The organism is Micromonospora sp. WMMD1219, from assembly GCF_049315215.1.
Taxonomy (GTDB): Bacteria; Actinomycetota; Actinomycetes; order Mycobacteriales; family Micromonosporaceae; genus Micromonospora; species Micromonospora tulbaghiae.
This window is the reverse complement of the sequence record NZ_CP186057.1, coordinates 2,541,755-2,568,592: the sequence shown is the minus strand read 5'-3', so window position 1 is coordinate 2,568,592 and position 26,838 is coordinate 2,541,755. Positions and strand designations below refer to the sequence as shown.

Annotated in this window: 25 protein-coding genes; 10 read left to right on the top strand and 15 right to left on the bottom strand. The window is 74.1% G+C overall.

Going from position 1 to position 26,838, the window contains the following annotated elements:
- The first annotated feature begins 90 nt into the window (after positions 1 to 90).
- From ACN27C_RS12375 to ACN27C_RS12360, 4 genes are all read left to right on the top strand, one after another.
- Positions 91 to 903, top strand: a complete 813-nt coding sequence (locus tag ACN27C_RS12375) for an ATP-binding cassette domain-containing protein (RefSeq protein ID WP_120573138.1) — start codon at positions 91 to 93, stop codon at positions 901 to 903.
- Positions 900 to 2,159, top strand: a complete 1,260-nt coding sequence (locus ACN27C_RS12370; protein ID WP_422751188.1) for a sugar ABC transporter permease — start codon at positions 900 to 902, stop codon at positions 2,157 to 2,159. Before ACN27C_RS12375 ends, ACN27C_RS12370 begins: the two co-directional genes overlap by 4 nt.
- A 30-nt stretch (positions 2,160 to 2,189) precedes the next feature.
- The gene (locus tag ACN27C_RS12365) at positions 2,190 to 3,365 is read left to right on the top strand and encodes an ROK family protein (RefSeq protein ID WP_120573136.1); all 1,176 of its coding nucleotides are present in this window, start codon (positions 2,190 to 2,192) and stop codon (positions 3,363 to 3,365) included.
- A gap of 98 nt (positions 3,366 to 3,463) precedes the next feature.
- Positions 3,464 to 4,201: a DUF4142 domain-containing protein gene (locus tag ACN27C_RS12360; protein WP_120573135.1), complete on the top strand. Its 738-nt coding sequence runs from the start codon at positions 3,464 to 3,466 to the stop codon at positions 4,199 to 4,201.
- Between the two features lie 50 nt (positions 4,202 to 4,251).
- Here the strand turns inward: ACN27C_RS12360 and ACN27C_RS12355 are convergent, their stop codons facing one another.
- From ACN27C_RS12355 to tsaB, 6 genes are all read right to left on the bottom strand, one after another.
- Positions 4,252 to 6,021: an ABC transporter ATP-binding protein gene (locus tag ACN27C_RS12355; RefSeq protein ID WP_393158346.1), complete on the bottom strand. Its 1,770-nt coding sequence runs from the start codon at positions 6,019 to 6,021 to the stop codon at positions 4,252 to 4,254.
- Entirely contained in the window at positions 6,018 to 7,724 is a 1,707-nt protein-coding gene (locus ACN27C_RS12350; RefSeq protein ID WP_120573133.1) for an ABC transporter ATP-binding protein, read from the bottom strand. Before ACN27C_RS12350 ends, ACN27C_RS12355 begins: the two co-directional genes overlap by 4 nt.
- 70 nt (positions 7,725 to 7,794) lie before the next feature.
- Positions 7,795 to 8,049, bottom strand: coding sequence for a hypothetical protein (locus ACN27C_RS12345; protein ID WP_091426737.1), 255 nt, complete (start codon positions 8,047 to 8,049; stop codon positions 7,795 to 7,797).
- Between the two features lie 17 nt (positions 8,050 to 8,066).
- The gene (tsaD, locus tag ACN27C_RS12340) at positions 8,067 to 9,113 is read right to left on the bottom strand and encodes a tRNA (adenosine(37)-N6)-threonylcarbamoyltransferase complex transferase subunit TsaD (RefSeq protein WP_121685463.1); all 1,047 of its coding nucleotides are present in this window, start codon (positions 9,111 to 9,113) and stop codon (positions 8,067 to 8,069) included.
- A 5-nt stretch (positions 9,114 to 9,118) separates the two neighbouring features.
- Positions 9,119 to 9,562, bottom strand: coding sequence for a ribosomal protein S18-alanine N-acetyltransferase (rimI, locus tag ACN27C_RS12335; protein WP_422751187.1), 444 nt, complete (start codon positions 9,560 to 9,562; stop codon positions 9,119 to 9,121).
- A complete protein-coding gene (gene tsaB, locus ACN27C_RS12330; protein ID WP_422751186.1) occupies positions 9,559 to 10,236 on the bottom strand; it encodes a tRNA (adenosine(37)-N6)-threonylcarbamoyltransferase complex dimerization subunit type 1 TsaB in 678 nt (225 codons plus the stop codon). Before tsaB ends, rimI begins: the two co-directional genes overlap by 4 nt.
- Positions 10,237 to 10,467: 231 nt before the next feature.
- Here tsaB and ACN27C_RS12325 point away from each other — a divergent pair, with 231 nt between their 5' ends.
- On the top strand, positions 10,468 to 11,196 hold the full coding sequence (locus tag ACN27C_RS12325; RefSeq protein ID WP_120573129.1) for a helix-turn-helix domain-containing protein: 729 nt from the start codon (positions 10,468 to 10,470) through the stop codon (positions 11,194 to 11,196).
- Here ACN27C_RS12325 and ung read toward each other — a convergent pair.
- On the bottom strand, positions 11,185 to 11,883 hold the full coding sequence (gene ung, locus ACN27C_RS12320) for a uracil-DNA glycosylase (RefSeq protein ID WP_422751185.1): 699 nt from the start codon (positions 11,881 to 11,883) through the stop codon (positions 11,185 to 11,187). The genes ACN27C_RS12325 and ung overlap by 12 nt on opposite strands.
- A gap of 181 nt (positions 11,884 to 12,064) precedes the next feature.
- Here ung and ACN27C_RS12315 point away from each other — a divergent pair, with 181 nt between their 5' ends.
- Positions 12,065 to 13,447, top strand: a complete 1,383-nt coding sequence (locus tag ACN27C_RS12315) for a lipase family protein (protein ID WP_422751184.1) — start codon at positions 12,065 to 12,067, stop codon at positions 13,445 to 13,447.
- Here the strand turns inward: ACN27C_RS12315 and tsaE are convergent.
- The 4 genes from tsaE to ACN27C_RS12295 all read right to left on the bottom strand — a co-directional run bounded on the left by tsaE (position 13,444) and on the right by ACN27C_RS12295 (position 17,677).
- Entirely contained in the window at positions 13,444 to 13,926 is a 483-nt protein-coding gene (tsaE, locus tag ACN27C_RS12310) for a tRNA (adenosine(37)-N6)-threonylcarbamoyltransferase complex ATPase subunit type 1 TsaE (RefSeq protein WP_013288562.1), read from the bottom strand. The genes ACN27C_RS12315 and tsaE overlap by 4 nt on opposite strands.
- Positions 13,923 to 15,008 (bottom strand): alpha/beta fold hydrolase, encoded by a 1,086-nt coding sequence (locus ACN27C_RS12305; protein WP_120573127.1) that lies wholly within the window; start codon positions 15,006 to 15,008, stop codon positions 13,923 to 13,925. The genes tsaE and ACN27C_RS12305 overlap by 4 nt, the downstream gene beginning before the upstream one ends.
- Positions 15,005 to 16,123, bottom strand: a complete 1,119-nt coding sequence (alr, locus tag ACN27C_RS12300) for an alanine racemase (protein ID WP_422751183.1) — start codon at positions 16,121 to 16,123, stop codon at positions 15,005 to 15,007. The genes ACN27C_RS12305 and alr overlap by 4 nt, the downstream gene beginning before the upstream one ends.
- 84 nt (positions 16,124 to 16,207) lie before the next feature.
- Positions 16,208 to 17,677 carry an NAD(P)H-hydrate dehydratase gene (locus ACN27C_RS12295; RefSeq protein ID WP_364802719.1) on the bottom strand — a complete coding sequence of 490 codons (1,470 nt, stop codon included), beginning with the start codon at positions 17,675 to 17,677 and terminating at the stop codon, positions 16,208 to 16,210.
- A 217-nt stretch (positions 17,678 to 17,894) separates the two neighbouring features.
- Here ACN27C_RS12295 and ACN27C_RS12290 point away from each other — a divergent pair, with 217 nt between their 5' ends.
- A complete protein-coding gene (locus ACN27C_RS12290) occupies positions 17,895 to 18,197 on the top strand; it encodes a type VII secretion target (protein ID WP_120573124.1) in 303 nt (100 codons plus the stop codon).
- Positions 18,194 to 19,813 (top strand): alpha/beta hydrolase, encoded by a 1,620-nt coding sequence (locus ACN27C_RS12285; RefSeq protein ID WP_422751182.1) that lies wholly within the window; start codon positions 18,194 to 18,196, stop codon positions 19,811 to 19,813. Before ACN27C_RS12290 ends, ACN27C_RS12285 begins: the two co-directional genes overlap by 4 nt.
- A 64-nt stretch (positions 19,814 to 19,877) precedes the next feature.
- Here ACN27C_RS12285 and glmS read toward each other — a convergent pair whose 3' ends face one another.
- Positions 19,878 to 21,791, bottom strand: a complete 1,914-nt coding sequence (glmS, locus tag ACN27C_RS12280) for a glutamine--fructose-6-phosphate transaminase (isomerizing) (protein ID WP_120573122.1) — start codon at positions 21,789 to 21,791, stop codon at positions 19,878 to 19,880.
- 272 nt (positions 21,792 to 22,063) lie between these two features.
- Here glmS and ACN27C_RS12275 point away from each other — a divergent pair, with 272 nt between their 5' ends.
- Entirely contained in the window at positions 22,064 to 23,026 is a 963-nt protein-coding gene (locus ACN27C_RS12275; protein ID WP_422751181.1) for an MmpS family transport accessory protein, read from the top strand.
- Between the two features lie 31 nt (positions 23,027 to 23,057).
- On the top strand, positions 23,058 to 24,242 hold the full coding sequence (locus tag ACN27C_RS12270; protein ID WP_421498947.1) for a pyridoxal phosphate-dependent aminotransferase: 1,185 nt from the start codon (positions 23,058 to 23,060) through the stop codon (positions 24,240 to 24,242).
- A gap of 56 nt (positions 24,243 to 24,298) precedes the next feature.
- On the opposite strand, the gene glmM is transcribed toward ACN27C_RS12270, so the two are convergent.
- The 3 genes from glmM to rplM form a co-directional block, all read right to left on the bottom strand.
- Positions 24,299 to 25,654, bottom strand: coding sequence for a phosphoglucosamine mutase (gene glmM, locus ACN27C_RS12265; RefSeq protein ID WP_120573119.1), 1,356 nt, complete (start codon positions 25,652 to 25,654; stop codon positions 24,299 to 24,301).
- Between the two features lie 117 nt (positions 25,655 to 25,771).
- Complete coding sequence (gene rpsI, locus ACN27C_RS12260) at positions 25,772 to 26,236, bottom strand: 30S ribosomal protein S9 (RefSeq protein WP_018784602.1); 465 nt, start codon at positions 26,234 to 26,236, stop codon at positions 25,772 to 25,774.
- A 20-nt stretch (positions 26,237 to 26,256) separates the two neighbouring features.
- Complete coding sequence (gene rplM / locus ACN27C_RS12255; protein WP_013288574.1) at positions 26,257 to 26,700, bottom strand: 50S ribosomal protein L13; 444 nt, start codon at positions 26,698 to 26,700, stop codon at positions 26,257 to 26,259.
- Between the last annotated feature and the right edge of the window lie 138 nt (positions 26,701 to 26,838).

The window sequence follows — 26,838 nt, the reverse complement described above, 5'->3', positions numbered from 1 at the left end:
GGCGGCGCCGCCCGGCACGGGGAGACCCGTGCCGGGCGGCGCCCGCGCCGGACGGGATCCGAGACCTCCCTCCGCCCAAAGGAGAACCCCGTGTCCGCAACCCCCCTGCTGGAGCTACGCGGGATCGACAAGAGCTTCGGTCCCGTCCAGGTGCTGCGTGACGTCGCCTTCGCCGCGCACCCCGGCGAGGTGACCGCGCTCGTCGGCGACAACGGCGCCGGCAAGTCGACCCTGGTCAAGTGCATCAGCGGCATCCACCCCACCGACGCCGGCGAGTTCCTCTTCGACGGCAGGCCGGTGACCATCAACAGCCCCCGCGACGCCGCCGCGCTCGGGATTGAGGTCGTCTACCAGGACCTCGCGCTCTGCGACAACCTCGACATCGTGCAGAACATGTTCCTCGGCCGGGAGAAGCGCAGCGGCATCGTGCTCGACGAGCCGACCATGGAGCAGATGGCCGCCGAGACGCTCGCCGGCCTGAGCGTGCGCACCGTGAAGTCGCTGCGCCAGCACGTGGCCAGCCTCTCCGGCGGCCAGCGGCAGACCGTCGCCATCGCCAAGGCCGTGCTCTGGAACAGCAGGCTCGTCATCCTGGACGAGCCGACCGCCGCGCTCGGCGTCGCGCAGACCGCCCAGGTGCTGGAGCTGGTGCGCCGGCTGGCCGACAACGGCCTGGCCGTGGTGCTCATCTCGCACAACATGAACGACGTCTTCGCCGTCTCCGACCGGATCGCCGCGCTCTACCTCGGCCAGATGGTCGCCCAGGTGAAGACCACCGACATCACCCACTCGCAGGTGGTCGAGCTGATCACCGCCGGCCGCTCCGGCAGCCTCGGCCTCACCGGCGAGCCGGGCGGCAACGGCGCCGCGCCCGCCGACACCACTCCAGGAGCCGTCCGATGACCGCCATCGTCGTGAAGAAGGAAGGCCCGGCCGGCGTCGCACCGACACCGACCATGAGCAGCCACGTGAACAACTACTGGCGCCGGGTACGCGGCGGCGACATCGGCGCGCTGCCCGCTGTGGTCATGCTCGTGGCGCTGGCGGTGGGCTTCTCGATCGCCCGCCCGTCGTTCTTCACCGCCGGCAACCTGGCAAACCTGTTCACCCAGGGCGCGGCCGTCACGCTCATCGCCATGGGCCTGGTCTTCGTCCTGCTGCTCGGCGAGATCGACCTCTCCGCCGGCTTCGCCAGCGGCGTCTGCGCCGCGATCCTGGCCAATGTGGTCACCGTGCTCGGCTACCCCTGGTACGTGGCGGTGCTCGCCGCCGTCGTCACCGGCGTGGTCATCGGCACCGTGCTGGGCCTGCTGGTCGCCAAGGTCGGCATCCCGTCCTTCGTGGTCACGCTCGCCGGGTTCCTGGCCTTCCAGGGCGTCGTGCTGACGCTGATGGACGAGGGCGCCAACATCGCGATCCGCGACGACGTGCTCGTCGCGATCGCCAACCGCAACCTCACCCCCGCGCTGGGCTGGGCGCTGGCCGCGGTGGCCGTCGCCGGGTACGCGGCCGTGCAGTTGCTGCGGTACCGCAACCGGGCCGCCCGCGGCCTGCTCACCGACCCGATCGCGGTGGTCGCCGCCCGGATCGCCGGCCTCGCGGTGATCCTCGGCGTCGCTGTCTACGTGCTCAACCTGGAGCGCAGCCGCAACGTGCTGATCACCTCGCTCAAGGGCGTGCCGATCGTGGTGCCGATCATCGCGGTGCTGCTGATCGTCTGGACGTTCGTGCTCCAGCGCACCAGCTACGGGCGGCACATCTACGCGGTCGGCGGCAACGCCGAGGCGGCCCGCCGGGCCGGCATCAACGTCGACCGCATCCGCATCTCCGTCTTCGTCATCTGCTCCTCGATGGCCGCCATCGGCGGCATCGTGGCCGCCAGCAGGGGCAACTCCGTCGACCCCAACACCGGGGGAAGTAACGTACTGCTCTACGCCGTCGGCGCGGCGGTGATCGGCGGCACCAGCCTCTTCGGCGGCAAGGGCCGGATCCTCGACGCCGTGCTCGGTGGCGCGGTGGTCGCGGTCATCGACAACGGTATGGGACTGATGGGATACAGCTCGGGCGTGAAGTACGTGGTCACCGGCGTGGTGCTGCTCGCCGCGGCGACCATCGACGCGCTGTCGCGTCGGCGGGCCGCCGCCACCGGCAACCGCTGATCAGGGGTACGAAACACCATGGCGGTGGCAATGCGCGCGGGCCCCAGTCAGGACGAGATCCGTCGGCAGAACCTGGGCGCATTGCTCCGCTACGTACACGTTCACGGCGCCACCACCCGGGCCGAGCTGACCACCGCGCTCGGCCTCAACCGCAGCACCATCGGCGCGCTGACCGCGGACCTGGCCGGCGCCGGTCTGGTCAGCGAGGGGACGCCGAAGGAGACCGGCCGGGCCGGACGACCGTCACTCGTCGTCCGGCCCGAGTCGGAACGGGTCTACGCGTACGCGTACAGCGTCGAGGTGGACCGGCTGCGGGCCGCGCGGGTCGGGCTCGGCGGTGAGGTGCTCGACCGCCGGGAGATGGACCGGCCGCGCAACCTGGTCGCCGGGGAGGCCGCCCCGCTGCTCGCCGGCGCGGTCAAGGAGATGCACCAGTCGGTGCCGGCGGACGCGGTCTGCGTGGGCGCCGGGCTGGCGGTCTGCGGCATGGTCCGCCGGGAGGACGGTCTGGTCCGGCTCAGCCCCACAACCGGCTGGGTGGACGAGCCGATCGGCGCCGCGCTCGCCGTCGAGCTGGGAATAGACGTACCGATCACGGTGGGCAACGTGGCCGACGTGGCCGCGTACGCCGAGCACGCCCGCGGCGCGGCGGTCGGCTGCGACAACGTCATCTACCTCTACGGCGACGTCGGTGTGGGCGCGGGCATCATCGCCGGAGGGCGGCGGCTGAGAGGGCACGGCGGCTACGGCGGCGAGGTCGGCCACATGGTGGTGGTCCGTGACGGGGTGCGCTGCGACTGCGGCCGGCGCGGCTGCTGGGAGACCGAGATCGGCGAGCACGGGCTGCTGCGCGCCGCCGGCCGGTCCGAGGCGCGCGGCCGGGACGCGCTGCTCGCCGTCTTCGACGCCGCCGACCGCGGCGACGCCCGTGCCCAGACCGCGGTACGGCAGGCCGGCGACTGGCTCGGCTTCGGCGTCGCGAACCTGGTCAACATCTTCAACCCGGAGATGGTCATCTTCGGCGGCACCATGCGCGACCTCTACCTGGCCTCCGCCGCGCAGGTGCGCAGCCGGCTCAACTCCAACGGGCTGCCCGCGTGCCTGGAGCACGTGCGGCTGCGTACCCCGAAGCTCGGTGACGACGCGGCGCTGATCGGCGCCGCCGAGCTGGCGTTCGAACGACTCCTCGCCGACCCGCTGAACTGATCGGCCCGCCGATCCGTACCAGTGTGCGGACGGGCGGCCGGCTTGCGCGGCCGTCCACGACCCCGCGTACCGGTCCGGACCGAGGAGGCACCGCAACCATGGCATCGCTGGAATCCGCACGCCGCAAGCTGGCGCACCGGGTGGTACTGCTGCTCGCCGCGCTGGGCGCGGGGATCGGCGTCGTTCCCGGGACGGCGCAGGCCGCACCCAACCCCGGCGTGCAGATGAACGCCGCCGACATGACGCTGCTCAACGGCGTACGGCTGGCCGGGCTGTGGGAGATGCCGGCCGGGCAGATGGCGGCCGAGAAGGGCCAGTCCGCCCGGGTACGCGAGGTCGGCGCGGAGATCGCCAAGCAGCACGCGGAGCTGGACCAGCTCGTGGTCGAGGCGGCCAACAAGCTCGGCGCCACCCTGCCGACGGATCCGACGGCCGAGCAGCAGGGGTGGCTGACCGAGATGCGGAACGCCACCGGCGCCCGGTTCGACCAGATCTTCGTCACCCGGCTGCGGGTCGCCCACGGCAAGATCTTCCCGGTGATCGGCGCGGTCCGGGCGAGCACCCGCGACCCGATCGTGCGCAAGCTGGCCGAGGACGCCAACACGTTCGTCAACGACCACATGACCATGCTGGAGAGCACCGGGCTGGTGCGCTGGCAGCAGTTGCCGCCGGCCGCGCTGCCGCCCGCGCAGAGCGACTCGCTCGTCGCCGCCGCCCAGGCCAACGTGGGCAGCGGTGGTGGGCTCCAGGTCGGCACCGGGGTGGTGTGGGCGGTGTTCCTGATCGCGCTCGGCACCGGCGGGTACGCGACCTGGCGGCTGACCCGCCGTTCGTGAGCCGTCCGTCGAGCGGGCCCCGGCACGTCGCCGGGGCCCGTCGCGCGTCCTCAGCCGTGCCAGGAACGCCACAGCGCGGCGTACGAGCCACCGGCCGCGACCAGCTCGTCGTGTGATCCCAGCTCGGTGATCCGGCCGTCGGCGACCACCGCCACGCGGTCCGCGTCGTGCGCGGAGAAGAGCCGGTGCGCGATGGCGATGACGGTACGGCCCTGAAGCACCGCCGCCAGCGACCGTTCCAGGGCCCGGGCCGCCCGCGGGTCGATCAGCGAGGTGGCCTCGTCCAGCACCAGCGTGTGCGGGTCGGCGAGCACCAGCCGGGCCAGCGCGAGCTGCTGCGCCTGCGCCGGGGTGAGCGGGTGTCCGCCCGCGCCGACCTGCGTGTCGAGCCCGTCCGGCAGGGCCAGCGCCCAGTCCAGCGCGTCGACGGCGGCCAGCGCCGCGCGTACCCGCTCCGGGTCGGCGTCCGGCCGCACCATCGCCACGTTGTCGGCGAGCGTGCCGATGAACACGTGGTGCTCCTGGCTGACGAGCGCGACATGGGTACGCAGCTCGGCCAGGGGCATCCCGGCCAGCGGGCGGCCGTCCACCGTCACCGTGCCGGCGTTCGGCGCGTGCACGCCGGCCAGCAGCCGGCCCAGCGTCGACTTGCCCGCCCCGGACGGGCCGACCATCGCCAGCCGCTCCCCCGGCCGGGGTTCCAGCGTCACGCCGTGCAGCACGTCGTGACCCGGGCGGTACGCGTACCGGACGTCGTGCGCGGCGAGCCGGCCGTCGCCGCCCGCACTGCCCGGAGCGGCGGTGCGCTCGTCCGGCGTGGCGGATGCCCTGGCGCGTCCGTCCGGCTCGACGGCCACCCCGAGCAGCCGGGCCAGCGAGGCGCCGCCGACCTGGAACTCGTCCAGCCAGCCGAGCAGCCGCTCGATCGGGTCGGTGAGCTGCTGGGCGTAGAGCGTGGCGGCGGTGACCTGACCGAGGCTGGCCCAGCCCTTCAGGTGGAACCAGCCGCCGATGAGCAGGGTCGCCACCATCGGCACCAGGTAGCCGAACTCGGCCACCGGCCAGAACACGGTCCGCAGGTGGAGCGTGTAGCGCTCGGCCGCGTACGACCGGCGGATGTCCGCGTCGCCGCGGGCCCGGCGGCGGGCCGCCTGCCGCAGCGCCTCGGTGGTCCGCGCCCCCTCGACCGTCTCGCTGATCCCGTCGGTGATGTCCGAGTAGGCGGCGTTCTCCCGCAGGTAGCCCTGCGGCGCGCGGCGCAGGTACCAGCGCGTGCCGGCCCACAGCACCGGCACCGCCAGCAGGCTGGGCAGCACCAGCAGCGGACCGGTCAGCAGCAGCGCGCCGAGGATCAGCAGCACTGTCAGCGCCGCGATGAGCGTCTCCGGCCCGGCGAACCGGACCGTACGGGACAGCGCGGCGACGTCCCGCGAGGTACGGGTGAGCAGGTCGCCGGTGCCGGCCCGCTCGACTGTGGCCAGCGGCAGCGCGAGCACCCGGTCGACGAACTCCTCCCGCAGCTCGGCGAGCACCCGCTCACCGAGCCGGGCCGAGGCCAGGTGCGCGAAGCGGACCAGCACGGCCTGCACCACCACGAACGCGGCGATGGCCGCCACGACCCGGTCCACTGTCGTCGCGGCGATGCCCTGGGAGATCCCCTGCACCAGGTCGCCGAGCAGGCGCGGGGCGACGAGCCCGGCCCCGGCGGCGAGCGCGTGCAGGCCGAGCGCGGCGGCCAGGCCACGCGGGTGACGGCGGATCAGCTCGCGCACGTACCGGCGGACCTGGGCGATGTCGGCGACGGGCAGCGCGTTGCTCATCGGTCCTCCTCCCGGCTCACCGTGGCGGCGTAGCGCGGCTCGGCGGCGAGCAGTTCCTCGTGCCGGCCCTCGGCGACGACCTTGCCGTCCTCCACGAAGACCACGTGGTCCGCGTGGCCGAGCACCAGCGGGCTCGTGGTGCAGACGAGCGTGGTCCGGCCGTGGCGGGCCGGACCGAGCCGTTCGGCGATGCGCGCCTCGGTGTGCGCGTCCACCGCGCTGGTCGGCTCGACCAGGATCAACGTCTCCGGGTCGGCGACGAGCGCGCGGGCCAGCCGCAGCCGTTGCCGCTGCCCGCCGGAGAACTCCCGGCCGCGTTCGGCGACCTCGCCGTCCAGGCCGCCGGGCAGCGCCTCGACGATGTCGGTGGCGCTCGCCGCGGCCAGCGCCGCCTCGACGGCGCCGGGCTCGGCCCGGTCGTGCGGGTCCAGCTCCGTGCGCAGCACGCCGCTGAACAGCTGCGCGTCGTTGTCGGCCACCAGGATCCGCTCCCGCACCGTCGCCAGTGCCACGTCCCGCAGCGGTACGCCGTGCAGCGTGACGTCCCCGTCGGCGTACCGGCCGAGCCGGTCGGCGATCTCGGTGGCGTCCTGCGGGGCGGCGGTGGCCAGCGCGGTGAGCCGGCCCGGTCGCAGGACGAGTCCGGAGCGTACGTCCGCCAGCTCGCCGGGCCCGGCCGGCACCGGCACCGGCGTGGCCGGATCGGTGAACTCCGGCGCGAGGCGCAGCAACCGGACCACCCGGCGGGCCGCGACGTGTCCCCGGGTCAGCTTGTCGGCCGCCTCGGTGAGGTTGCGCAGCGGGCTGACCAGGAACGCGGTGTAGCCGTAGAACGAGACCAGCTCGCCGGCGCTGATCTCGCCGCGCAGCGCGAACCGGGCGCCGAGCCAGGTCACCAGCACCACGAAGACGCCGGGCAGCAGGATCTGCGCGGCCTGCAGGAGCGACTCGACCCGGGCCACCCGCAGCCCGTCCGCGCGCAGCGCCTGCGACCGTTGCCGGTAGCGCTCGGACAGGACCGGCTCGCCGCCGACCCCGCGCAGCACGCGCAGGCCGGAGACGATGTCCGCGGCCCGGGCGGTGAGCCGGCCGGTCGAGTCCCGGTACGCGGCCTGCTGCCGGTGCAGCGGGCGGATCAGCAGCGCCACGAGCGCCATCAGCAGCGGCACCCCGAGCACCACGACGAGGCCGAGCGGCTGGGAGGCGTTGAGCAGGATCACCGCGACGGTGACGATGCCGACCACCGAGCCGACGCCACGGGCGGTGATGTCGATGGCGCCGCCGATGTGCTCGATGTCGGCGGTGCCGATGCTCACCACCTCGCCCGCCGCGACCCGCCGGGGCAGCGCGGCGCCGAGGCGGTTGGTGGCGTCCACCGTCACCTGGACGGTGCGGTAGGCGGCGCCGAGCCAGTTGTGCACCGCGCAGCGGTGGCGCAGGATCCCGGCGACGGCCTGCACCAGACCCAGCCCGAGCAGCGCCAGACTCCAGCGCACGAGCGCGTCCGGGTCGCGTTGGGCCAGGCCGGCTTCCACGGCGCGGCCGAGCACGGCCGGCACCAGCGCCTGGGCCAGCATCCAGATCACGCCGAGCGCGAGACCGGCGCCGAAGATGACGGGGTGCCGCCCGGCGAGCCACACGAGGTATCGGGTGGCCGACCGCGCGTCGGGGGTGCCGGGATCGCCGGCCGGTGAGAAGCGCATGACCCACCGACGCTAGGTGCCGAGGCGATCCGCGCGCCAACCAATTCCGGCCGTCGTGACGGCCGTCGCGTCAGCGGTCGACCTGGGTGAAGTCCCAGCTGTGCGGCGGGCGGGCGATCAGGCGCGCCGGCGGCTCCGGCAGCTCCCGGGGGTTGTTCCGCCACTTGGAGATGACCACGAGCCGGTGGTCGGTGGAGGAGAACACCTCGCTGGAGACGTGCATCGGGTCGTGCTCGAACTCGGGCAGCGCGGTCTCGCAGACCCAGGTGATCAGGTCGGCGAAGCCGTACGGCTCGGCCTTGGCCTCCCACATACGGACGATCATGTCGGTCCCCTCCCCGCTCACACGCTGACCACTGTCAGCGGCATCGCCGAGTCGGCCGGCAGGTCCAGCCGGCTCGGCGCGACACCCGCGGCCACCAGGTGCGAGCCGAGCGCGGCCACCATCGCGCCGTTGTCCGTGCAGAGCTTCGGCCGGGGCGTACGCACCCGGATGCCGTGCCTGCCGGCCCGCTGCTCGGCCATCGCCCGCAGCCGCGAGTTGGCGGCCACGCCGCCGCCGATCACCAGCGTGTCGATGCCGCTGGTGCGGCAGGCGTCGATCGCCTTGCCGACGAGCACGTCGCAGACCGCCTCCTGGAAGGACGCGGCCACGTCGGCGACCGGGACCGGCTCACCGGCCCGCTGCCGCGCCTCCACCCAGCGGGCCACCGCCGTCTTCAGGCCGGAGAAGGAGAAGTCGTACCGGTGCCCGGCCAGGTCCTTCGCGGCGGTCAGCCCGCGCGGGAAGGCGATCGCCGCCGGGTCGCCGGCGCGCGCCTCCCGGTCGATGTAGGGCCCACCGGGGAACGGCAGCCCGAGCAGCCGGGCCACCTTGTCGAACGCCTCCCCGGCCGCGTCGTCGATGGTCGCGCCGAGCGGCACCACGTCGCGGGCCAGGTCGTCGACGCGCAGCAGCGAGGAGTGCCCGCCGGAGACCAGCAGCGCGATGGCGGGCTCGGGCAGCGGCCCGTGTTCCAGCGTGTCCACCGCGACGTGCGCGGCCAGGTGGTTCACGCCGTACACCGGCTTCTCCGCCGCCACCGCGTACCCCTTGGCGGCAGCGACCCCGACGAGCAGCGCGCCGGCCAGGCCCGGCCCGGAGGTCACGGCGATGGCGTCGATGTCGGCGAGGGTGACGCCCGCCTCGCGCAGCGCCCGGTCCATGGTCGGCACGATGGCCTCCAGGTGGGCGCGGCTGGCCACCTCGGGCACCACGCCGCCGAACCGGGCGTGCTCCTCGACGCTGGAGGCGAGCGCGTCGGCGAGCAGCGTGTGCCCGCGCACGATGCCCACGCCGGTCTCGTCGCAGGAGGTCTCGATGCCGAGGATCAGGGGTTCGTCAGCCATGCGCGTCAGTCCTCGTTGCGCTGCATGACCAGCGCGTCGGTGTTGCTCGGTTGGTAGTAGCCGCGCCGTACGCCGATAGGATCGAAGCCGTACGTGGCGTAGAGCCGTTGCGCGGGCGCGTTGTCCGCGGCGACCTCCAGCAGCGTGCTGCGGGCGCCGCGCCGGGCCGCCTCGGCGAGCAGCGCCTCCAGCAGCAGCCGGCCGATCCCCCGGCGCTGGGCGTCCCGGCGGACCGCGACGTTCTGCACCCACGCCTCGTCGGGCGGGGACACGGCCAGCCCGGCGTAGCCGAGCACGGCGCCGTCGTCGCCGGTGGCGACCTGGTAGAAGTGCCCGTTGGCGAGTTCGTTCCAGAACATCGCCGCCGACCACTGCTCGGCGCCGAACAGGTCCGCCTCGATGGGCAGCACCTCGTCGATGTGCCACCAGCGGAACCGGCCCAGCCTCATGGCAGGACCGGCTTGTGGCCGGTGGCCGCGACCGCGTCCGGGCGACGCAGGTAGAGCGGGGTGAGCGTCTCGCCGGGCGCGCCCGCGCGGATCCGTGGCGCCGCGAGACGGGCCAGCGCCAGCGGGTCCGGGTAGCGCGGCTCGTCGCGCACCGGCAGCCCGAGCACGTCGGCGTACCGGTGCGCGCCGTCGCCGACCGCGACGGTGACCGCCAGTTCGCGCGCCCGCTCCGCGACCACCGCCGGGGCCGCCACCTCCGGGCCGGCCAGGCGCTGGCCGGCGCCGTCGTAGACGGCCCAGTAGATCTCCCGGCGCCGCGCGTCGCTCGCCGCCAGGACCGGCTCGCCGACGGCCGCCGGGTGGCCGAGCCCGTCCAGCGAGCAGACGCCGTACGTGGGTACGCCGAGCACCTGACCCATGGTGGCGGCGGTGACCAGCCCGACCCGCAGCCCGGTGAACGGACCCGGGCCGAGGCCGGCGACGATCGCGGCCAGGGCGGCGGGTCGCGCGCCGACGTCCGCCAGCACGGCGTCGACCTGCGGCGCGAGCAGCTCGCCGTGGGCGCGGGCGTCGACTGTGCACCGGGACGCGCGGAGCGCGACGCCGTCCGCCGAGACCTCGGCCAGGGCGGCGGTCACCGCGGGCGTCGAGGAGTCCACCACGAGTACGAGCACGGTAAGCCAGCCTAGCCGTCCGCTCCGCCCGCACCGGCACGCCCTCGGCACGCCCTCGCCGCTCGCCGCTCGCCGCTCGCCGCTCGCCGCTCGCCGCTCGCCGCTCGCCGCTCGCCGGGGTCACGATGCGTAGCGCCCGGGTCAAAGACAAGAGGTGAGAGCCTTATGCCTGTGGGTCATAAATATGACTCAGAGGCATAAGGCTCAGAAGAGGACTGCCATTCTCCGGAGATGACGGAGAGTCGCCTCGTTCGAGAGGTCGCCCGCACTCTGCGGCGGGAACGCGAACAAGCAGGGCTCACCCAGCAGGCGCTGGCCGCCCGGTCCGGGCTCAGTCAGGCCGCCATCGCCCGGATCGAACGCGGCGACCGGCTGCCGAGTTTGACCACCGCGGAACGCCTGCTCGCCGCGCTCGGCCGGCAACTGCGGATCGAGGTCGAGCCGCTGGACAGCCACCTGGACGCCGCGCTGGACGAGATGGCCGGGACGGTGCTTGCCGAGCGGATCGAAGTCCTCCGGCTGGATCGGATCACGGAGGCCCTGGGCGACCTGCCGTACGTGCTGTCGGGCGGCACGGCGGCACTGCTGCAGGGCGCGCCGCTGCCGGTGGACGCGGTCGAGATCGCGGTGCGCTGGCGGGACTCGCCGCAGTTCAGCGCGCTCCTCGATCGGATCTACGCGCAGCGCTGGAACGCCCGATGGCAAGAGTGGGGCGGCATCCACACCGAGCCCGAGGAGCCGGGCGAGCACCGTTGGCTGACCCGCTACGGCGAGCTGCGGGCCCGGATGTGCGACGAACTGCCCGAGCCCATCGAGGTCCGCCTCGGCGAACGTACGTACCCGGTCGAGCCGCTGGTCGAGGTGGAGGTGACCGACCGGCGCACGGCCGAGCTGCTGTCCCGGTACCGCCGGCGCCTCGCCGCGGCGACGGGCGAGGCGCCGGACGGGTCAGCCGGCTGAGCGCTCCCAGTCGACGGTGGGCAGCCCCGCGTCGGCAAGCGCCTTGTTGGCCGCGCTGAACGGGCGGCTGCCGAGGAAGCCGCGCGGGTTCATCGGGCTCGGGTGCCCGGCCTCCAGCACCACGTGCTGCGGGTTGGTCACGAGCGCCGCCTTCTTGCGCGCGTAGCCGCCCCAGAGCAGGAAGACCACGCGCTGGTCGAGCGCGTCGAGCGCCCGGATGGTGGCGTCGGTGAACTCCTCCCAGCCCTTGTTCGCGTGCGAGCCGGGAGTGGCCTGCCGGACCGTCAGCACCGAGTTGAGCAGCAGGACGCCCTGCGCGGCCCAGCCGTCGAGGTTGCCGCTGCGCGGCTTCGGCACGCCCAGGTCCTCGCCCAGTTCCTTGAAGACGTTGCGCAGTGACGGCGGCACCGCCACCCCCTCGCGCACGCTGAAGCTCAGCCCGTGCGCCTGGCCCGCCTTGTGGTACGGGTCCTGCCCGAGGATGAGCACCCGGGTGTCGGCCGGGCCGCACAGCCGGTAGGCGGAGAAGAGGTCCTCCAGCGGCGGGAAGACGGTGGCGGTCGCGTACTCCCGGGCGACGAACTCGGCCAGCGCCGCGGTGCGGGCCGGGTCCAGGTGGGGGATGAGCACGGCACGCCAGGCCTCCGGCAGCAGCGCCGGCAGGTCCAGGGTGGGAGCGTCGGGCATCGGCAACCTCTCCTCGTCGGTCGCCATCTTCATACCAGCCGCGACCGACACTCCCGGGCGGCGGCAGGGCCGGGACACTGGCGGCAAAAGTTACCGGAGCGTAACCTACTGGCAAGTTACTTACGCCACACCGCCGCTGCTAGCTTGCATCCACCACCATCGATGCTCGCTAGGAGTGCCCGTGAGCAGTAGGAACACCCGTCCCCGCACGTCCTCCGCCGCCCTCTCCCGCCGCCGCCCGAGAGGCGTCCGGATGCTCGCCGTCGCCGCGGCGGCAGCCGTTTACCTGGCCGGATCCGGCGCACCCGCGGCCGCCGACGACACCGCTCCGGTGGTCTCCCGCGGCGTGACCATCCCCGCCTTCTACCACCCACCCGCCGACCTGCCCGCCGTCAACGGCACGCTGATCCGTACCGAGCCGCTGCCGCTCGGCCTGAGCATCCCCGGGCTCGACGGCCGCCCGATGCCCGGCACCGCCACCCGGCTGATGTACCGGTCCACCGACTCCAACGGCCGGGCCGTCGGCGTCACCGGCGCCTACATCGAACCGTGGGCGGCGTGGCGGGGCACCGGACCACGCCCCCTGGTCGCCGTCGCCTCCGGCACCATGGGACAGGGCGACCAGTGCGCGCCCTCGTTCGCGCTGCAACATCCGCTCACCCTCACCGGCGACACCCTCTCCGTCGGCTACGAGGCACTGGCGATCTACCGCCTCCTCGCCACCGGCGCCGCCGTCGTCGTCACCGACTACGTCGGCCTGGGCACGACCGACCGGCTGCACACGTACGTCAACCGCCTCGACGAGGGGCGGGCCCTGCTCGACGCCGCCCGCGCCGTCCGCGCGGTCCCGGGAGCATCGGTCACCGACCGGTCCCGCGTCGGTCTGTACGGCTACAGCCAGGGCGGCGGCGCCAGCGCCGCCGCCGCCGAACTCCAGCCCGCCTACGCGCCCGACGTGCCGCTCGCCGGCACCTACGTCGGCGCGCCTCCCGCCGACCTGACGGCTGTCATCGGCGGCATCGACGGCAGCGCGCTGGCGGGAGCGCTGGGCTGGTCGCTCAACGGCTTCGCCCAGTCCGACCCGGCCGTGCGGGACGTCATCGAGGCGAACGTCAACGACGCCGGGCGGGCGGCGCTCAAGGACACCTCCACCATGTGCGTCGGTGACGCGATCCTCCGGTACGCGTTCACGAAGAGCAGCAGGTGGATCACCGGCGGCCGGTCCCTCACCGCTGTCATCGCCGCCGCGCCCGAAGCCCAGGCCGTCCTCGACCGGCAGCGCATCGGCACGCTCAAGCCCGCCGGCCCGGTACGCGTGGCGACCGGCGTCCAGGACGACATCGTGCCCCACCGGCAGGCCCGCCAGCTGGCGGTCGACTGGTGCCGCAAGGGCGCCAACGTGACCTACCAGGCCGTCAGCCTGCCCAACCTCGGTGACAAGATCCTCACCAACCACCTGGCGCCGCTCATCACCGACCAGGGCGACGCGGTGGCCTGGCTGACCGACCGGCTCGCCGGGCGCACCGCCTACTCCAACTGCTGGACGATGCCCCTTCAGCCCTAGGACAGTTCGGCGACCCGGGCGGCCCAGTCGCCGCCGACCGGCTCCAGCGTGACCGCCCGGGTGTCGTCGTCGCGGCGGTCGATGCGTACCCGCAGGTGCGCGTCGACCAGCTGCTCGACCATCCCCTCGCCCCACTCCACCACTGTCACCGCCTCGTCCACCGAGGCGTCCAGGTCGAGGTCGTCGATCTCCGCGCGCGGGTCGGCGGCCTCACCCAGGCGGTACGCGTCGGCGTGCACGAGCGTCACCCGGCCGCCCCGCGCCGGGTCCGGCCGGTGCACCCGCGCGATGACGAAGGTGGGCGAGGTGATGTCCCCGCGTACGCCGAGGCCGGCGCCGATGCCCTGGGTCAGCGCCGTCTTGCCGGCCCCGAGCGGACCGCTGAGCAGCAGCAGGTCACCGGCGCGCAGCACACCGGCCAGCCGCCGCCCGAACTCGTGGGTGTCGTCGACCGTCTTCAGTTCCACGACCACTGTCATAGCGAATCCAGGAACCTCTCCAGCGCCGCGTTCACCTCGTCGGCGTGCTCCAGCATCACCACGTGCCCGCTGTCGTGGATCTTCACGAACTCGGCGTGCGGCAGCCGCCGGACGATCTCCTCGGAGTGCGTCACCGGCGTGATCATGTCCTTGTCCCCCACTATCACCAGCACCGGCGTGCCGGCCAGCGCCGCCAGCGCGGGGAACCGGGAGTGGGTGGCGATCGTGCGCAGGTAGCGGGTGACCGTGTCGGCCGAGGTGCGCGAGTTCATCGTCTCGACGTACGACACCAGCGCCGGGCTCGGCTTCGAGGTGCCGAACCCGTACTTGCGGGTGAGCAACCAGGCCACGTTCGAGGTCGACCGGCGGGCCCGGTCGATCACGGTGCCGCCGTACCGGGTGGCGTTGCTCATCATGTAGAGCACCGGCGAGCCGACGCGGCCGAGCAGCGCGGGCGCCACCAGCTTGGTCTCCGCCGCGAGGCCGCCCGAGGTGGCCATCAGCACGGTGCCGACCACGCGGTCACCGAACATCTCCGGGTACAGCTCGGCCAGCGCCATGATCGTCATGCCGCCCATCGAGTGCCCGACCAGCACCAGCGGGCCGTCCGGGGCCACCTCGTCGAGCACCCGGCGCAGCGTGTGGCCCAGCGCGGTCAGGTCGTACTCGCCGCTCTCCAGCCGGCCGGAGCGGCCGTGCCCCGGCTGGTCGTACGCGACCACCCGGTAGTCGCCGCGCTCGGCGAGCCGCTTGCGCTGGAAGTGGAACGTGCCCATGTCCAGGCAGAACCCGTGCACCAGCACCACCGTCGGGTGCCCGGCGACCGGGCGGGCCGGCTCGACCACCTCCACGTGGATGTCGGTGCCGTCCGGCATCTCCAGCCGGTACGCCTCGTCGTAGCGCTGTTCGCCGAAGAGCTCGCCGGCGTACCGGTCGGCCGGGTCGTTCTTGAGCCGGCGGACCAGCACCCGCTCGCTGACGACGCCCGCCGCGAGCCCGGCGGCGGCCACGCCGACGGCGGCGCCGACCAGCCCGGCCACCTTGCCGGCGGCGGTACGCGGTCGCGGCAACCGGACACTCATGCGCGCTCGCCGTCGTAGACGCGGGGCACGCGCACGCCACCGAAGCGGGTCACGATCTCGTAGTTGATGGTGCCGACGGCCTCGGCCCAGTCGTCGGCGGTGGGCTCGCCGTCCGCCCCGCTGCCGAACAGCGTCGCCACGTCGCCGTCGGCCACCTCGTCGTCGCCGCAGTCGACCACGAACTGGTCCATGCAGACCCGCCCGGAGATGGTCCGGCGCTTGCCGGCGAGCTGCACCGGCCCGGTGCTGGAGGCGTGCCGGGGCACCCCGTCGGCGTAGCCGAGCGGCACCACCGCGAGGTTGGCCTCCTGCTCGGTGAGGTAGGTGTGGCCGTAGGACACGCCGGTGCCGGCCGCCACCCGCTTGGTGAGCATCACCCGGGCGCGGGCGGTCATCGCCGGACGCAGACCGAACTGCTCGCCCGCGACCGGCGACAGGCCGTAGACGGCGATGCCGGGACGGACCAGGTCGAAGTGGGTGTCCGGCCGGGTGAGCGTGGCCGCCGAGTTGGCCAGGTGCCGGTAGCGCGGACGCAGGCCGGCACGCGTCACCATCTCCAGCCCTTCCTGGAACACGGCGAGCTGACGGTCGGTGGTGGGGTGACCGGGCGAGTCCGCGTACACGAAGTGGCTCCACACACCGACCACCTCGACCAGGCCGTCGGCCTGGGCCTTCGCGGCGGCCTCCAGCAGCGCCGGCCAGTCGGCGACGGTGGCGCCGCCCCGGGCCAGCCCGGTGTCGATCTTGAGGTGCAGCCGGGCCGGGCGGCCCGCCCGGCGGCTCGCCTGGATCATCTCGTCGAGCTGGGTGAGGCTGGCGCAGCCGAGGTCGACGCCGACGGTGATCCCGTCGTGCAGCGGCACCCCGGGACTGAGCAGCCAGGCCAGCACCGGCGCGGTGATGCCCGCCTCGCGCAGCCGCAGCGCCTCGTCCAGCGTGCAGACGCCGAGCTGGTCCGCCCCGGCGTCGAGCGCCGCGCGGGCGGCCGGCACCATGCCGTGGCCGTACCCGTCGCCCTTGACCACCGCCATCAGCTCGGCGCTGGTGCCGGCCTTGAGCCGGGTCACGTTCTCCCGGATCGCGTCCAGGTCGACGCGCACCTCCGACTGCCACATGTCCCCAGCCTACTTCCGTCAGTGATCCTCAGAGCCGTGAGCCGTGCGGGCGGTGCCCGTCGCCACCGGACGGCGCCGCCCGGATCAGCCCAGCCGGGCCAGTACCGGACGCAACGCGACGGCCACGTCGGGCGCGGTCACCGGGCCGCCGCGCGCCGCCTCCCGGCCGGCCAGCCCGTGCAGGTACGCCGCGGCGCCGGCCGCCCGCTCCGGGGCCAGCCCGGCGGCGAGCAGCGAACCGAGCAACCCGGCCAGCACGTCGCCGGTGCCGCCGGTGGCGAGCACCGGGGTGCCGGTCGGGTTCACGTACGCGCGGCCGTCGGGCGTGCCGACGACCGTGCGGTCGCCCTTGAGCAGCACCACCGCGTTCATCCAGGCGGCCAGCCGCAGCGCGGCGGCGACCCGGTCCTCCCCCGGCATCTCGCCGCAGAGCCGGGCGTACTCCCGGTCGTGCGGCGTCACCACGATCGGGGCGTCCCGGCCGCGCAGCCGGCCGGCCAGCTTGCCGTCCACGAGCAGCGTCAGCGCGTCCGCGTCGAGCACCACCGGCACCGGCGCGGCGAGCACCGCGCGCAGCTCGGCGGCGGAGTCATCGCCGGTGCCCAGCCCGGAGCCGCAGACCCACGCCTGCACCCGGCCGGCGTCGGCGACCCGGCCGGTGGCGATCACCGACGGGTGTTGGTGCAGCACCTCGCCCTTGGCACTCCCGGCGTAGCGGACCAGTCCGGTGGGACCGGCGAGCGCCCCGGCGACCGAGAGCACCGCGGCGCCCGGGTAGGTGGCCGAACCGGTGGCCACGCCGACCACGCCCCGGGAGTACTTCTCCGACGACGCGCCCAGCGCCGGCCACCAGTCGACGACGTCCGCCTGCTCGATCACCTGGAGCGCCGGTGTGCCGCGCAGCCAGGGCGTCAGCCCGATGTCGACCAGCTCGACCTCTCCGGCCAGCTCGGCGGCCGGGCCGACGACCAGTGCGGGCTTGAGCGCGCCGAAGGCCACCGTCACGTCGGCACGAACCGCCCGGGGCCGCCCGGCGTCGGTGAGCGGGACGTGGCCGGTGTCGACAGCGACGCCGCTCGGCACGTCGACGGCGACCACCGTGGCGGGCGTGCCGTCGCGCCCACGCTGCCCGGTCAGGCTCGCGGCCAGCTGCTCGGCCGTCTCGCGGAGCCCTCCGGTGCCGCCGATGCCCACGATGCCGTCGAGCACCAGGTCGGCCACCGCGGGCGGTCGGTCGGCCACGCGCCCACCGGCGGCACGCAGGGCGGCCAGGCCCTCGGCGTGCGCCCGGCCCGGCGCGAGGAGCAGCGCGGTCACCGCCGCGCCCCTTCGGGCCAGGTGCGCACCCGCGAACAGGGCGTCGCCGCCGTTGTCGCCGGACCCGACGAGCAGCAGCACCCGGGCGCCGTAGACGCCGCCCCGATCGGCCAGCAGCAACGCGCAGCGGCGGGCCAGCCCGGCCGCGGCCCGCTGCATGAGCGCGCCGGCCGGAAGGGTGGCCATCAGGCCCGCTTCCGCCGCGCGAACGTCCGCGACACGCCACACCTGTCTCATGCCACCCCGCCCCGCTCGTCGCGCCCGGCTCAGCTTCCGCCCGCGGCTCCCCCGATCACGGCCTCACCCTACCGGCGGTACGCGCCGCGGGCCGCCTGGCGGAAACGCCCTGTGGAAAACCCCGGCCGTTGTCCACAGGGGTCGGCGGCCACCGCCGGGTGCCGCCTAGCGTCCCGGTGTCCGGAGCCGGCCGGTGGCGCCGGGCGAGGGAGGTCACGTGGTGGAGAGACCGTTCGACGTCGACCCGGAGCTGCTGCGCAGTGTGGCGCGCGAGCTGGCCGACGACGCGTACCGGCTGGCCCGTGGGCCGGGCGCGGCGCCGGAGTCGTTGCTGGTGGCGGCACCGGACGGCTGGCGATCCGCTGTCGCGCTGGGCGACCTGGAGGCGGCGGTGCGGCGCTGGTCCGGCGCGCTCGGCGCCCGGGTGGCCGACACCGCTCAGGCGTTGCGCAGCGGAGCGGACGGCTACGAGGCGGTCGACGAACGCGCCGCCCGCCGCCTCACCGGGGTGCTCCGGTGAGCGGCGGTCCCACCGGCGCGGCGGACGTGCCGGTCGGCTACGCGCAGCTCTGGCGGGCCGACCCGGGTGCCTGGTCCACCACCGGGACAGCGTGGCGGAACCTCGCCGGGCCGGTACGGCAGCGCGCCGACGCGCTGACCGCCCGGATCGGCGCGCTCCGCCCCGGGTGGTCGGGCGCGGCCTCGGCGGCGGCGCAGCGGCGGATCGGGGATCTGCGCACCGGCCTCACCGACGTGCTTCCCGCACTGGTCGAGGTCGATCAGGTGCTCGCCGAGCTCGGTGCCCGGCTGGGCGCGGCGAAGGCCCGGCTCGGCGCCGAGGTGGCCCGCGCCGAGTCCGGTGGCCTGCGCGTCGACCGCACCGGCGCGGTCCGGCCCGACCCGGCCCGGGTGGCGCAGACCGGGCCGGCCGTGGTCCACGCCCGGGCCGGCATCCGGGGCGCGCTGACGCTCGCCGGCGCCGCCGACCGGGAGGCGGCCGGCCGGCTGGCGGAACTGACCACCGCAGCGGTGCGCGGCTGGGTCAGCGTCCCGCCCGCGTGGCGGCCCGGGCCCGGTGCCGGTCCGGCCGAGGTGAGCCGCTGGTGGGCCGGTCTGAGCGCGGCCGAGCGGCGCTGGCTGGTGGGGCGGGAACCGGACCGGATCGGGCGTCTCGACGGGCTTCCGGCCGCCGCCCGGGACCAGGCGAACCGGCTGCTGCTCGGCGACCGGCGGGAGCAGTTGCTCGTGCGGCGGCTCGCGCTGCGGCACCCGCTTCCGGCCGGGCCGCTGGAGGCGTCCCGGCGGGTCCGGCTCGCCGCTGTCGAGGCGTCGCTGCGCGGGCTGGACGGGCTCACCGAGCGGCTGGCCGCGGGCGGGGCGCCCCGGGCGTACCTCTTGGGTCTGGATCCGGCCGGCGACGGCCGCGCGGTGGTGGCGCTCGGCAACCCGGACCGCGCGTCCTCGGTGCTCACCTACGTCCCGGGCATGACCTCGGATCTCGCCGACGCGCCGGCCGAGCTGGGCCGGGCGGCCCGGGTGTTGCAGCGGTGCGCGGCGCTCGGGCCGGGCGAGGAGGCGGCGGCGGTGCTCTGGCTGGACTACGACGCGCCCGACTTCCTCACCGAGGCGGCGGGCACCCGGCAGGCCGAGGACGCCGGCCCGGCGCTGCACCGGTTCCAGGAAGGGCTGCGGGCCGCGCACGAGGGCCCACCGGCCCGGCAGACGGTGCTCGGGCACAGCTACGGCTCGCTCGTGGTCGGCGCCGCCGCCCGCGACCACGGGTTGGGCGCGGACGCGCTGGTCTTCGTCGGATCGCCGGGGGTCGGCGTGGACCACGCCGCCGACCTGCGGATGCCCGCCGGTGAGGTCTGGTCGTCGACCGCGCCGGACGACGTGATCCGGCTGGCCCGCCCGCCGGACGAGCTGGCCCGCCGCGCGCTGCTCGCCGGTACGCCGCTCGGTCCGGCGCTCGCCGTGCTCGACGGGCACGGCGAGCGGCTCTGGTTCGGCGCCGACCCGAGCGCGCCGGGCTTCGGCGGCCGGCACTTCCCGAGCGCTCCGCACGGCCACACCGGCTACTGGGATCCGGACAACCCGGCGCTGGACGGCATGGCCCGGATCGTGCTGGGCCGGTGAGCAGGCGGAGACGGCGCGGTCCCTCCGCCCGGTGGACGGGCGGAGGGACCGTGGACGAGATCGGCTACTCGACCGTGACCGACTTGGCCAGGTTCCGGGGCTGGTCGACGTCGTGCCCGCGGGCGGCGGCGATCTCGGCGGCCAGCACCTGCAACGGCACCGTGGTCACCAGCGGCGCCAGCAGCGTCGGCGTACGCGGCACGTAGATCAGGTGGTCGGCGTAGCGGACCACCGCCTGGTCGCCCTCCTCGGCGATCACGATGGTGCGGGCGCCCCGGGCGCGTACCTCCTGGATGTTGGAGACGACCTTGTCGTGCAGCATGCCGCGGCCGACCGGCGAGGGCACGATGCAGATGACCGGCGTGCCCTTGTCGATCAGCGAGATCGGGCCGTGCTTCAACTCGCCGGCGGCGAAGCCCTCGGCGTGCATGTACGCCAACTCCTTGAGCTTCAACGCGCCTTCGAGCGCCACCGGGTAGCCCACGTGCCGGCCGATGAACAGCACGGTCGGCTCGGACTTCAGCTCACGCCCCAGCTCGCGGACCGGCTCGATCCGGTCCAGCAGCTCGCGCAGCTTGCCGGGCATCTCCTGGAGCTGGGCCACCACGGCGCCCACCTCGTCGGCGAACTTGATGCCGCGCACCTGGGCCAGGTGCAGGCCGATCAGGTAGCAGGCCACGACCTGGGTGAGGAACGCTTTGGTGGAGGCGACAGCGATCTCCGGGCCGCCGTGGGTGTAGAGCACCGCGTCGGACTCACGCGGGATGGTGGAGCCGTTGGTGTTGCAGATGGCCAGCACGCGGGCCTTCTGGTCCTTGGCGTGGCGCAGCGCCATCAGCGTGTCCATCGTCTCGCCGGACTGCGAGATCACCACGATCAGCGTGGACCGGTCCAGCACCGGGTCGCGGTAGCGGAACTCGCTCGCCAGCTCCACCTCGCAGGGAATGCGGGTCCAGTGCTCGATCGCGTACTTGGCGACCAGGCCGGCGTGGTACGACGTGCCGCAGGCGACGATGAAGATCTTGTCGACGTCGCGCAGATCCTGCTCGCTGAGGCGGACCTCGTCGAGGGCGATCTCGCCGCTCTCGGTGAGCCGGCCGAGCAGCGTGTCGGCGATGGCCTGCGGCTGCTCCTCGATCTCCTTGAGCATGAACCAGTCGTAGCCACCCTTCTCGGCGGCCGACGAGTCCCAGTCGATGTGGAAGTCCTTGCCGCTGGCCGGCTGACCGTCGAAGTCGGTGATGTCGATGGTGTCCGGGGTGATCAGCACGATCTGGTCCTGCCCCAGCTCGACCGCGTCCCGGGTGTGCTCGATGAACGCGGCGACGTCGCTGGCCAGGTAGTTCTCGCCGTCACCACGGCCGACCACCAGCGGCGAGTTGCGCCGGGCGCCGACCACCGCGCCGGGGATGCCGGCGTCGACGGCGAGCAGCGTGAACGCGCCCTCCAGGCGCGCGCAGACCACTCGCATGGCGGCGGCCAGGAGCTGCGGGCTGTCGGTCTCACCGGCCGAGCGCAGGTCGGCCAGCGCGCGGGCGATCAGGTGCGCGGCGCACTCGGTGTCGGTGTCGCTGGCGAACTCGACCCCCTCGTCCTCCAGCTCGGTGCGGAGCTTCGCGAAGTTCTCGATGATGCCGTTGTGGATCACCGCGACGCGGCCGTCCGGGGAGAGGTGCGGGTGGGCGTTGCGGTCGGTCGGGCCGCCGTGCGTGGCCCACCGGGTGTGGCCGATGCCGGTGGTGCCGTCGCCGATGCCGATCGGGCTGGCGGCGCAGTCCTCGGGGTTGTCCGCCGCCCGCTCGGAGAGGACCTTCTCCAGGTTCGCGAGCTTGCCGGCCTTCTTCTCGGTCAGCAGCTCGTCCTCGCAGACCACGGCGACGCCGGCCGAGTCGTAGCCGCGGTATTCGAGACGCCGCAGTCCGTCAAGCACGATGCCGAGCGCCGGGCGCGCACCGGCGTAACCCACGATTCCACACATGATCCGCAGCCTAACCGAGTTTCGCTCATCGCGCGTGCTCGGAAAGCCGGTTAACGATCACTGAATTTGAGCGAACCGAACGTCGGGGTTGCCATTACCGGACAAAGCACCATCCCGGTCGTTCCACCCGTCCGGACCGGTACGGGACGCGGCGCGCGGACCGCCGGCCGGGACCGCACGGCTGGCCGTCACCGCCTACATTGAGGCCGGGCGCCGTCCCCCGGGCCCACCGTTCCGCGGTCGTCCGCGCCGTACCCCTGTGAGCTGAGCCGATGTCCGAGACGACCCCCGCCCCCGAACCGGCCTCCGGACCGAGCGACCCGACCGCCGCACCGGCCACGCCGCCGCCCTCCACCTGGACGCCGCCGGACCCGTTGGCCGCACCGCAGCCGTGGACGCCACCCGCGCCCTGGTCGCCGTCCCCGGCTCCGAGCCCCTGGGCCGCACCCGGCCCGGAGAGCACGTCCGGAACCGGCCCGGCCGCGTCCCCGAGCGACACGGGCCGGCCGGTGGGCGAACCGGGGTGGGCGGCTCCGGCCGACCCGGCCGCCACGCCGCGCCCGGCCGTCCCACCGGCCTCCGGCGATCCGCAGGCCCCAGGCTTCCCGGGCACTCCCGGGTGGCCGTCCCAACCCGGCACCCCGGACCTCCCGGCACAGCCGGCCTGGACACCGGGTGCCTACCCGCCCGGCCCCTACCAACCCGGCGCCTACCCGCCGCCGTACGCGTATCCGGGCATGCCGCCGCGCCGCAGCGGCGGTGGCTGGGCGATCGGCCTGGTGATCGGCATCGTCACCGTCCTCGCACTGATCGTCTGCGGCTGCGTCGGGCTGTCCTTCCTCGGCCGCTCCATGACCGACGGGACGGCCTCCGGCGACCGGTACGACGGGCCGCTGTACGGCGAGCCCGACGGATGGGCCGACGAGCCCACCGGTCCCCCGGCCCGACCGGTCACCACCCCGTCCGGCGGACCCGGCAGGTTCACCGTCCTGTACGAGGTCACAGCCACCGACGGCGAGGCGGAGGTGCAGTTCTACGACGCGGACGCGAACTTCCACCAGCCCGGCGCCGTGGACACACCCTGGCGGCTGCGCTTCACGGCGAACGACCGCGAGCGGGTGCAGATCATCGCCAGCCCGGTCGATTCCGGCGACGTGACCTGCCGGATCACAGTCAACGGCAAGGTCGTCTCCACGGACTCGGGCGAGTACGGCGCGACCTGCTTCGGCTGGTGAGCAGTCGGCGGCGGGTCGTAGGCTGGCCGCCGTGACGACGACCGATCCCCTGGTGGCCCGGATGCGGCCGTTCGGCACCACCGTCTTCGCCGAGATGTCCGCGCTGGCCGTGCGTACCGGCGCGGTCAACCTCGGGCAGGGCTTCCCGGACACCGACGGCCCGCCGGAGATGCTCGCCGCCGCGGCCGAGGCGCTGCGTACCGGCCACAACCAGTACCCGCCCGGCCCGGGGATCCCCGCGCTGCGCGCCGCCGTCGCCGAGCACCAGCGCCGGTTCTGGGGCCTGGAGTACGACCCGGACGGCGAGATCGTGGTGACGGCCGGCGCCACCGAGGCGGTCGCGGCGAGCATCCTCGCACTGTGCGAGCCGGGTGACGAGGTGATCTGCTTCGAGCCGTACTACGACTCGTACGCCGCCTCGATCGCGCTGGCCGGTGCGGTCCGCCGCCCGGTGACGCTGCGTCCCGGCGCCGACGGCCGGTACGCGTTCGACCCGGACGAGCTGCGCGCCGCGTTCGGGCCGCGTACCCGGATGGTGCTGCTGAACTCGCCGCACAACCCGACCGGCAAGGTCTTCACCGCCGACGAGCTGGCAGCGGTGGCCGAACTGTGCCGGGAGCACGACGTGTACGCGGTCACCGACGAGGTCTACGAGCACCTCGTGTTCACCGACGCCGCCGCGCCGCACGTACCGCTGGCCACGCTGCCGGGCATGCGGGAGCGGACGCTGCGCATCTCGTCGGCCGGGAAGACGTTCTCCTGCACCGGCTGGAAGGTCGGCTGGGTGAGCGGGCCGGCCCCACTGGTGGCCGCCGTGCTGCGGGTGAAGCAGTTCCTGACGTTCGTCAACGCCGGACCGCTGCAACCGGCGGTGGCGGTGGCGCTCGCGCTGCCGGACTCGTACTTCACCGGGTTCCGGGACGACATGCAACGGCGGCGGGACCAGCTCGCCGCCGGGCTGGCCGACGCCGGGTTCGGCGTGCTCGCGCCGGAGGGCACCTACTTCGTCACCGCCGACGTCACGCCGCTCGGTGGCCGGGACGGGGTGGAGTTCTGCCGGGCGCTGCCCGAGCGCTGCGGTGTGGTGGCGGTGCCCACTCAGGTGTTCTACGACGACGTGGAGGCCGGCCGCCGGCTGGTCCGGTTCGCGTTCTGCAAGCGGCCGGAGGTGCTGGCCGAGGCGGTGACCCGGCTGCGCCGCCTGCGCGCGAACTGAACCGCCCGCCGAGGAGATCCCGGCGGGCGGCGTGGCTCAGGCGACCCGGTGTGGCGTCAGGCGACCGGGCTGGCGGTGCGTACCTGCTCGGCGATGCGCTCGGCGACATCGCGCGCGGTGTCCTCGGTGGCCGCCTCGACCATGACCCGGACCAGCGGCTCGGTGCCGGAGGGGCGCAGCAGCACCCGGCCGGTCTCGCCCAGTTCCGCCTCCGCGCGCTCGACCTCGGCCCGGACGGCGGGTGCGGCGGCGCCGACGGTACGGTCCCCGACCGGCACGTTGATCAGCACCTGGGGCAGCTTGGTGACCACGGCGGCCAACTCGGCCAGCGAGGTGCCGGTGGCGGCCATCCGCGCCATCAGGTGCAGGCCGGTCAGCACCCCGTCGCCGGTGGTGGCGTACGCGGGCAGCACGATGTGCCCGCTCTGCTCGCCGCCGAGCGCCAGGCCGGAGGCGCGCAGCTCCTCCAGCACGTACCGGTCGCCGACCTTGGTCTCGACCAGCCGGATGCCGTGCTCGGACATGGCCAGCCGGAGGCCGAGGTTGCTCATCACGGTGGCGACCAGGGTGTCCTGGGTCAGCTCGCCGGCGTCCCGCATGGCCAGCGCGAGGATCGCCATGACCTGGTCGCCGTCGACCTCGTCGCCGTCGGCGGTGACCGCGACGCAGCGGTCGGCGTCGCCGTCGTGGGCGATGCCGAGGTGGGCGCCGTGCTCGACCACGGCGGCGCGCAGCGCGTCGATGTGGTTGGAGCCGCACTCGTCGTTGATGTTGAGCCCGTCCGGCTCGGCGTGGATGGCGATCACCTCGGCGCCGGCCTCCCGGTAGGCGACCGGCGCGACGTCGGCCGCCGCGCCGTTGGCGCAGTCGACCACGACCTTGATCCCGTCGAGGCGGTGCGGCACGGTGCCGACCAGGTGCTGGACGTAGTGGTCGGCGCCGTCGAGCAGGTCGTTGACCCGGCCCACGCCGGCGCCGATCGGGCGCTTCCAGGCGGTGGTGGCGTTGGCCTTCACCGCCTCCTCGATCCGCATCTCGATCTCGTCGGGCAGCTTGTGCCCGCCGGCGGCGAACAGCTTGATGCCGTTGTCCGGCATCGGGTTGTGCGAGGCGGAGAGCATCACGCCCAGGTCGGCCTTGATCTCGGCGGTGAGGAACGCCACCGCCGGGGTGGGCAGCACGCCCACCCGGACCACGTTCGCGCCGGCGCTGGTGAGCCCGGCGACCACCGCCGCCTCCAGCATCTCGCCGCTGGCCCGGGTGTCCCGGCCGACCACCGCGAGCGGCGGATGACTCTTGTCGGTCTCGGCCAGCGTGTGGGCCGCGGCCACCGCGACCGCCAGCGCCAACTCCGGGGTGAGATCCGCGTTCGCCCGCCCGCGTACGCCGTCCGTGCCGAACAACCGGCCCATACCCGCCAACCTCCGTGGAACTGCCGATGAGAGGAGAGAAACGCGGAACGGCCGGCCCGCCTCCCGGAAGGGGAGGCGAACCGGCCGTCCGTCAGAAGTACAAGACGCTTGTGGTGATCAGCGCTTCGAGTACTGGGGAGCCTTACGGGCCTTCTTGAGGCCGTACTTCTTGCTCTCCTTGACCCGGGCGTCACGGGTCAGGAAGCCGGCCTTCTTCAGGGCCGGGCGGTCGTCGGGCTCGCTGACGATCAGCGCCCGGGCGATGGCGAGCCGCAGCGCGCCGGCCTGGCCGGTGGTGCCGCCGCCACGCAGGTTGGCGATCACGTCGAACGCCTCGGGCTTCTCGGCGGTGACCAGCGGGTCCTTGATGAGCTGCTGGTGCACCTTGCTCGGGAAGTAGGCCTCGAGGTCGCGGCCGTTGCAGGTGATCTTGCCGGTGCCCGGCACGATCCGGACCCGGACGATGGCTTCCTTGCGCCGACCCACGGTCTGGATCGGGCGGTCACCACGGGGCGCGCGCGCGACGGGCGCCGGCGCCTCGGTGGCCTCGGGGGCGACCTCGGTGGCGGTGATGTCGGTCATGCTGCTTCCTTCGCCCGCGCTCACTGCGCGATCTGCTTGATCTCGAACGGCACCGGCTGCTGCGCGGTGTGCGGGTGCTCGGCACCGGCGTAGACCTTCAGCTTCTTGAGAAGCTGACGGCCCAGCTTGTTGTGCGGGAGCATGCCCTTCACGGCCAGCTCGATGGCCCGCTCGGGCCGCTTGGTCAGCAGCTCGTCGTAGCCGACCCGCTTCAGACCACCCGGGTAACCGGAGTGGCGGTAAGCGACCTTGGTCTGGCGCTTGTTGCCGGTCAGCGCGACCTTGCCCGCGTTCACGATGACGACGAAGTCGCCCGTGTCGACGTGCGGCGCGAAAGTCGGCTTGTGCTTGCCACGCAGGAGCGTGGCGGCGTGGGTCGCCAGGCGGCCCAGCACGACATCAGAGGCGTCGATGACGTGCCACTGACGCTCGATCTCACCCGGCTTCGGGCTGTACGTACGCACAGGTCTACCTTGTCTCGTCGTCGGTCTGGGGTCGCGCGCCGAGGTGACCAGGAGTTCCCAGCCGGACCAGCGCGCACGAACGACCAAGCGTACCTGATGCGGCACGCCTAAGAATGTCGTACAACAGCAGGCAACGAT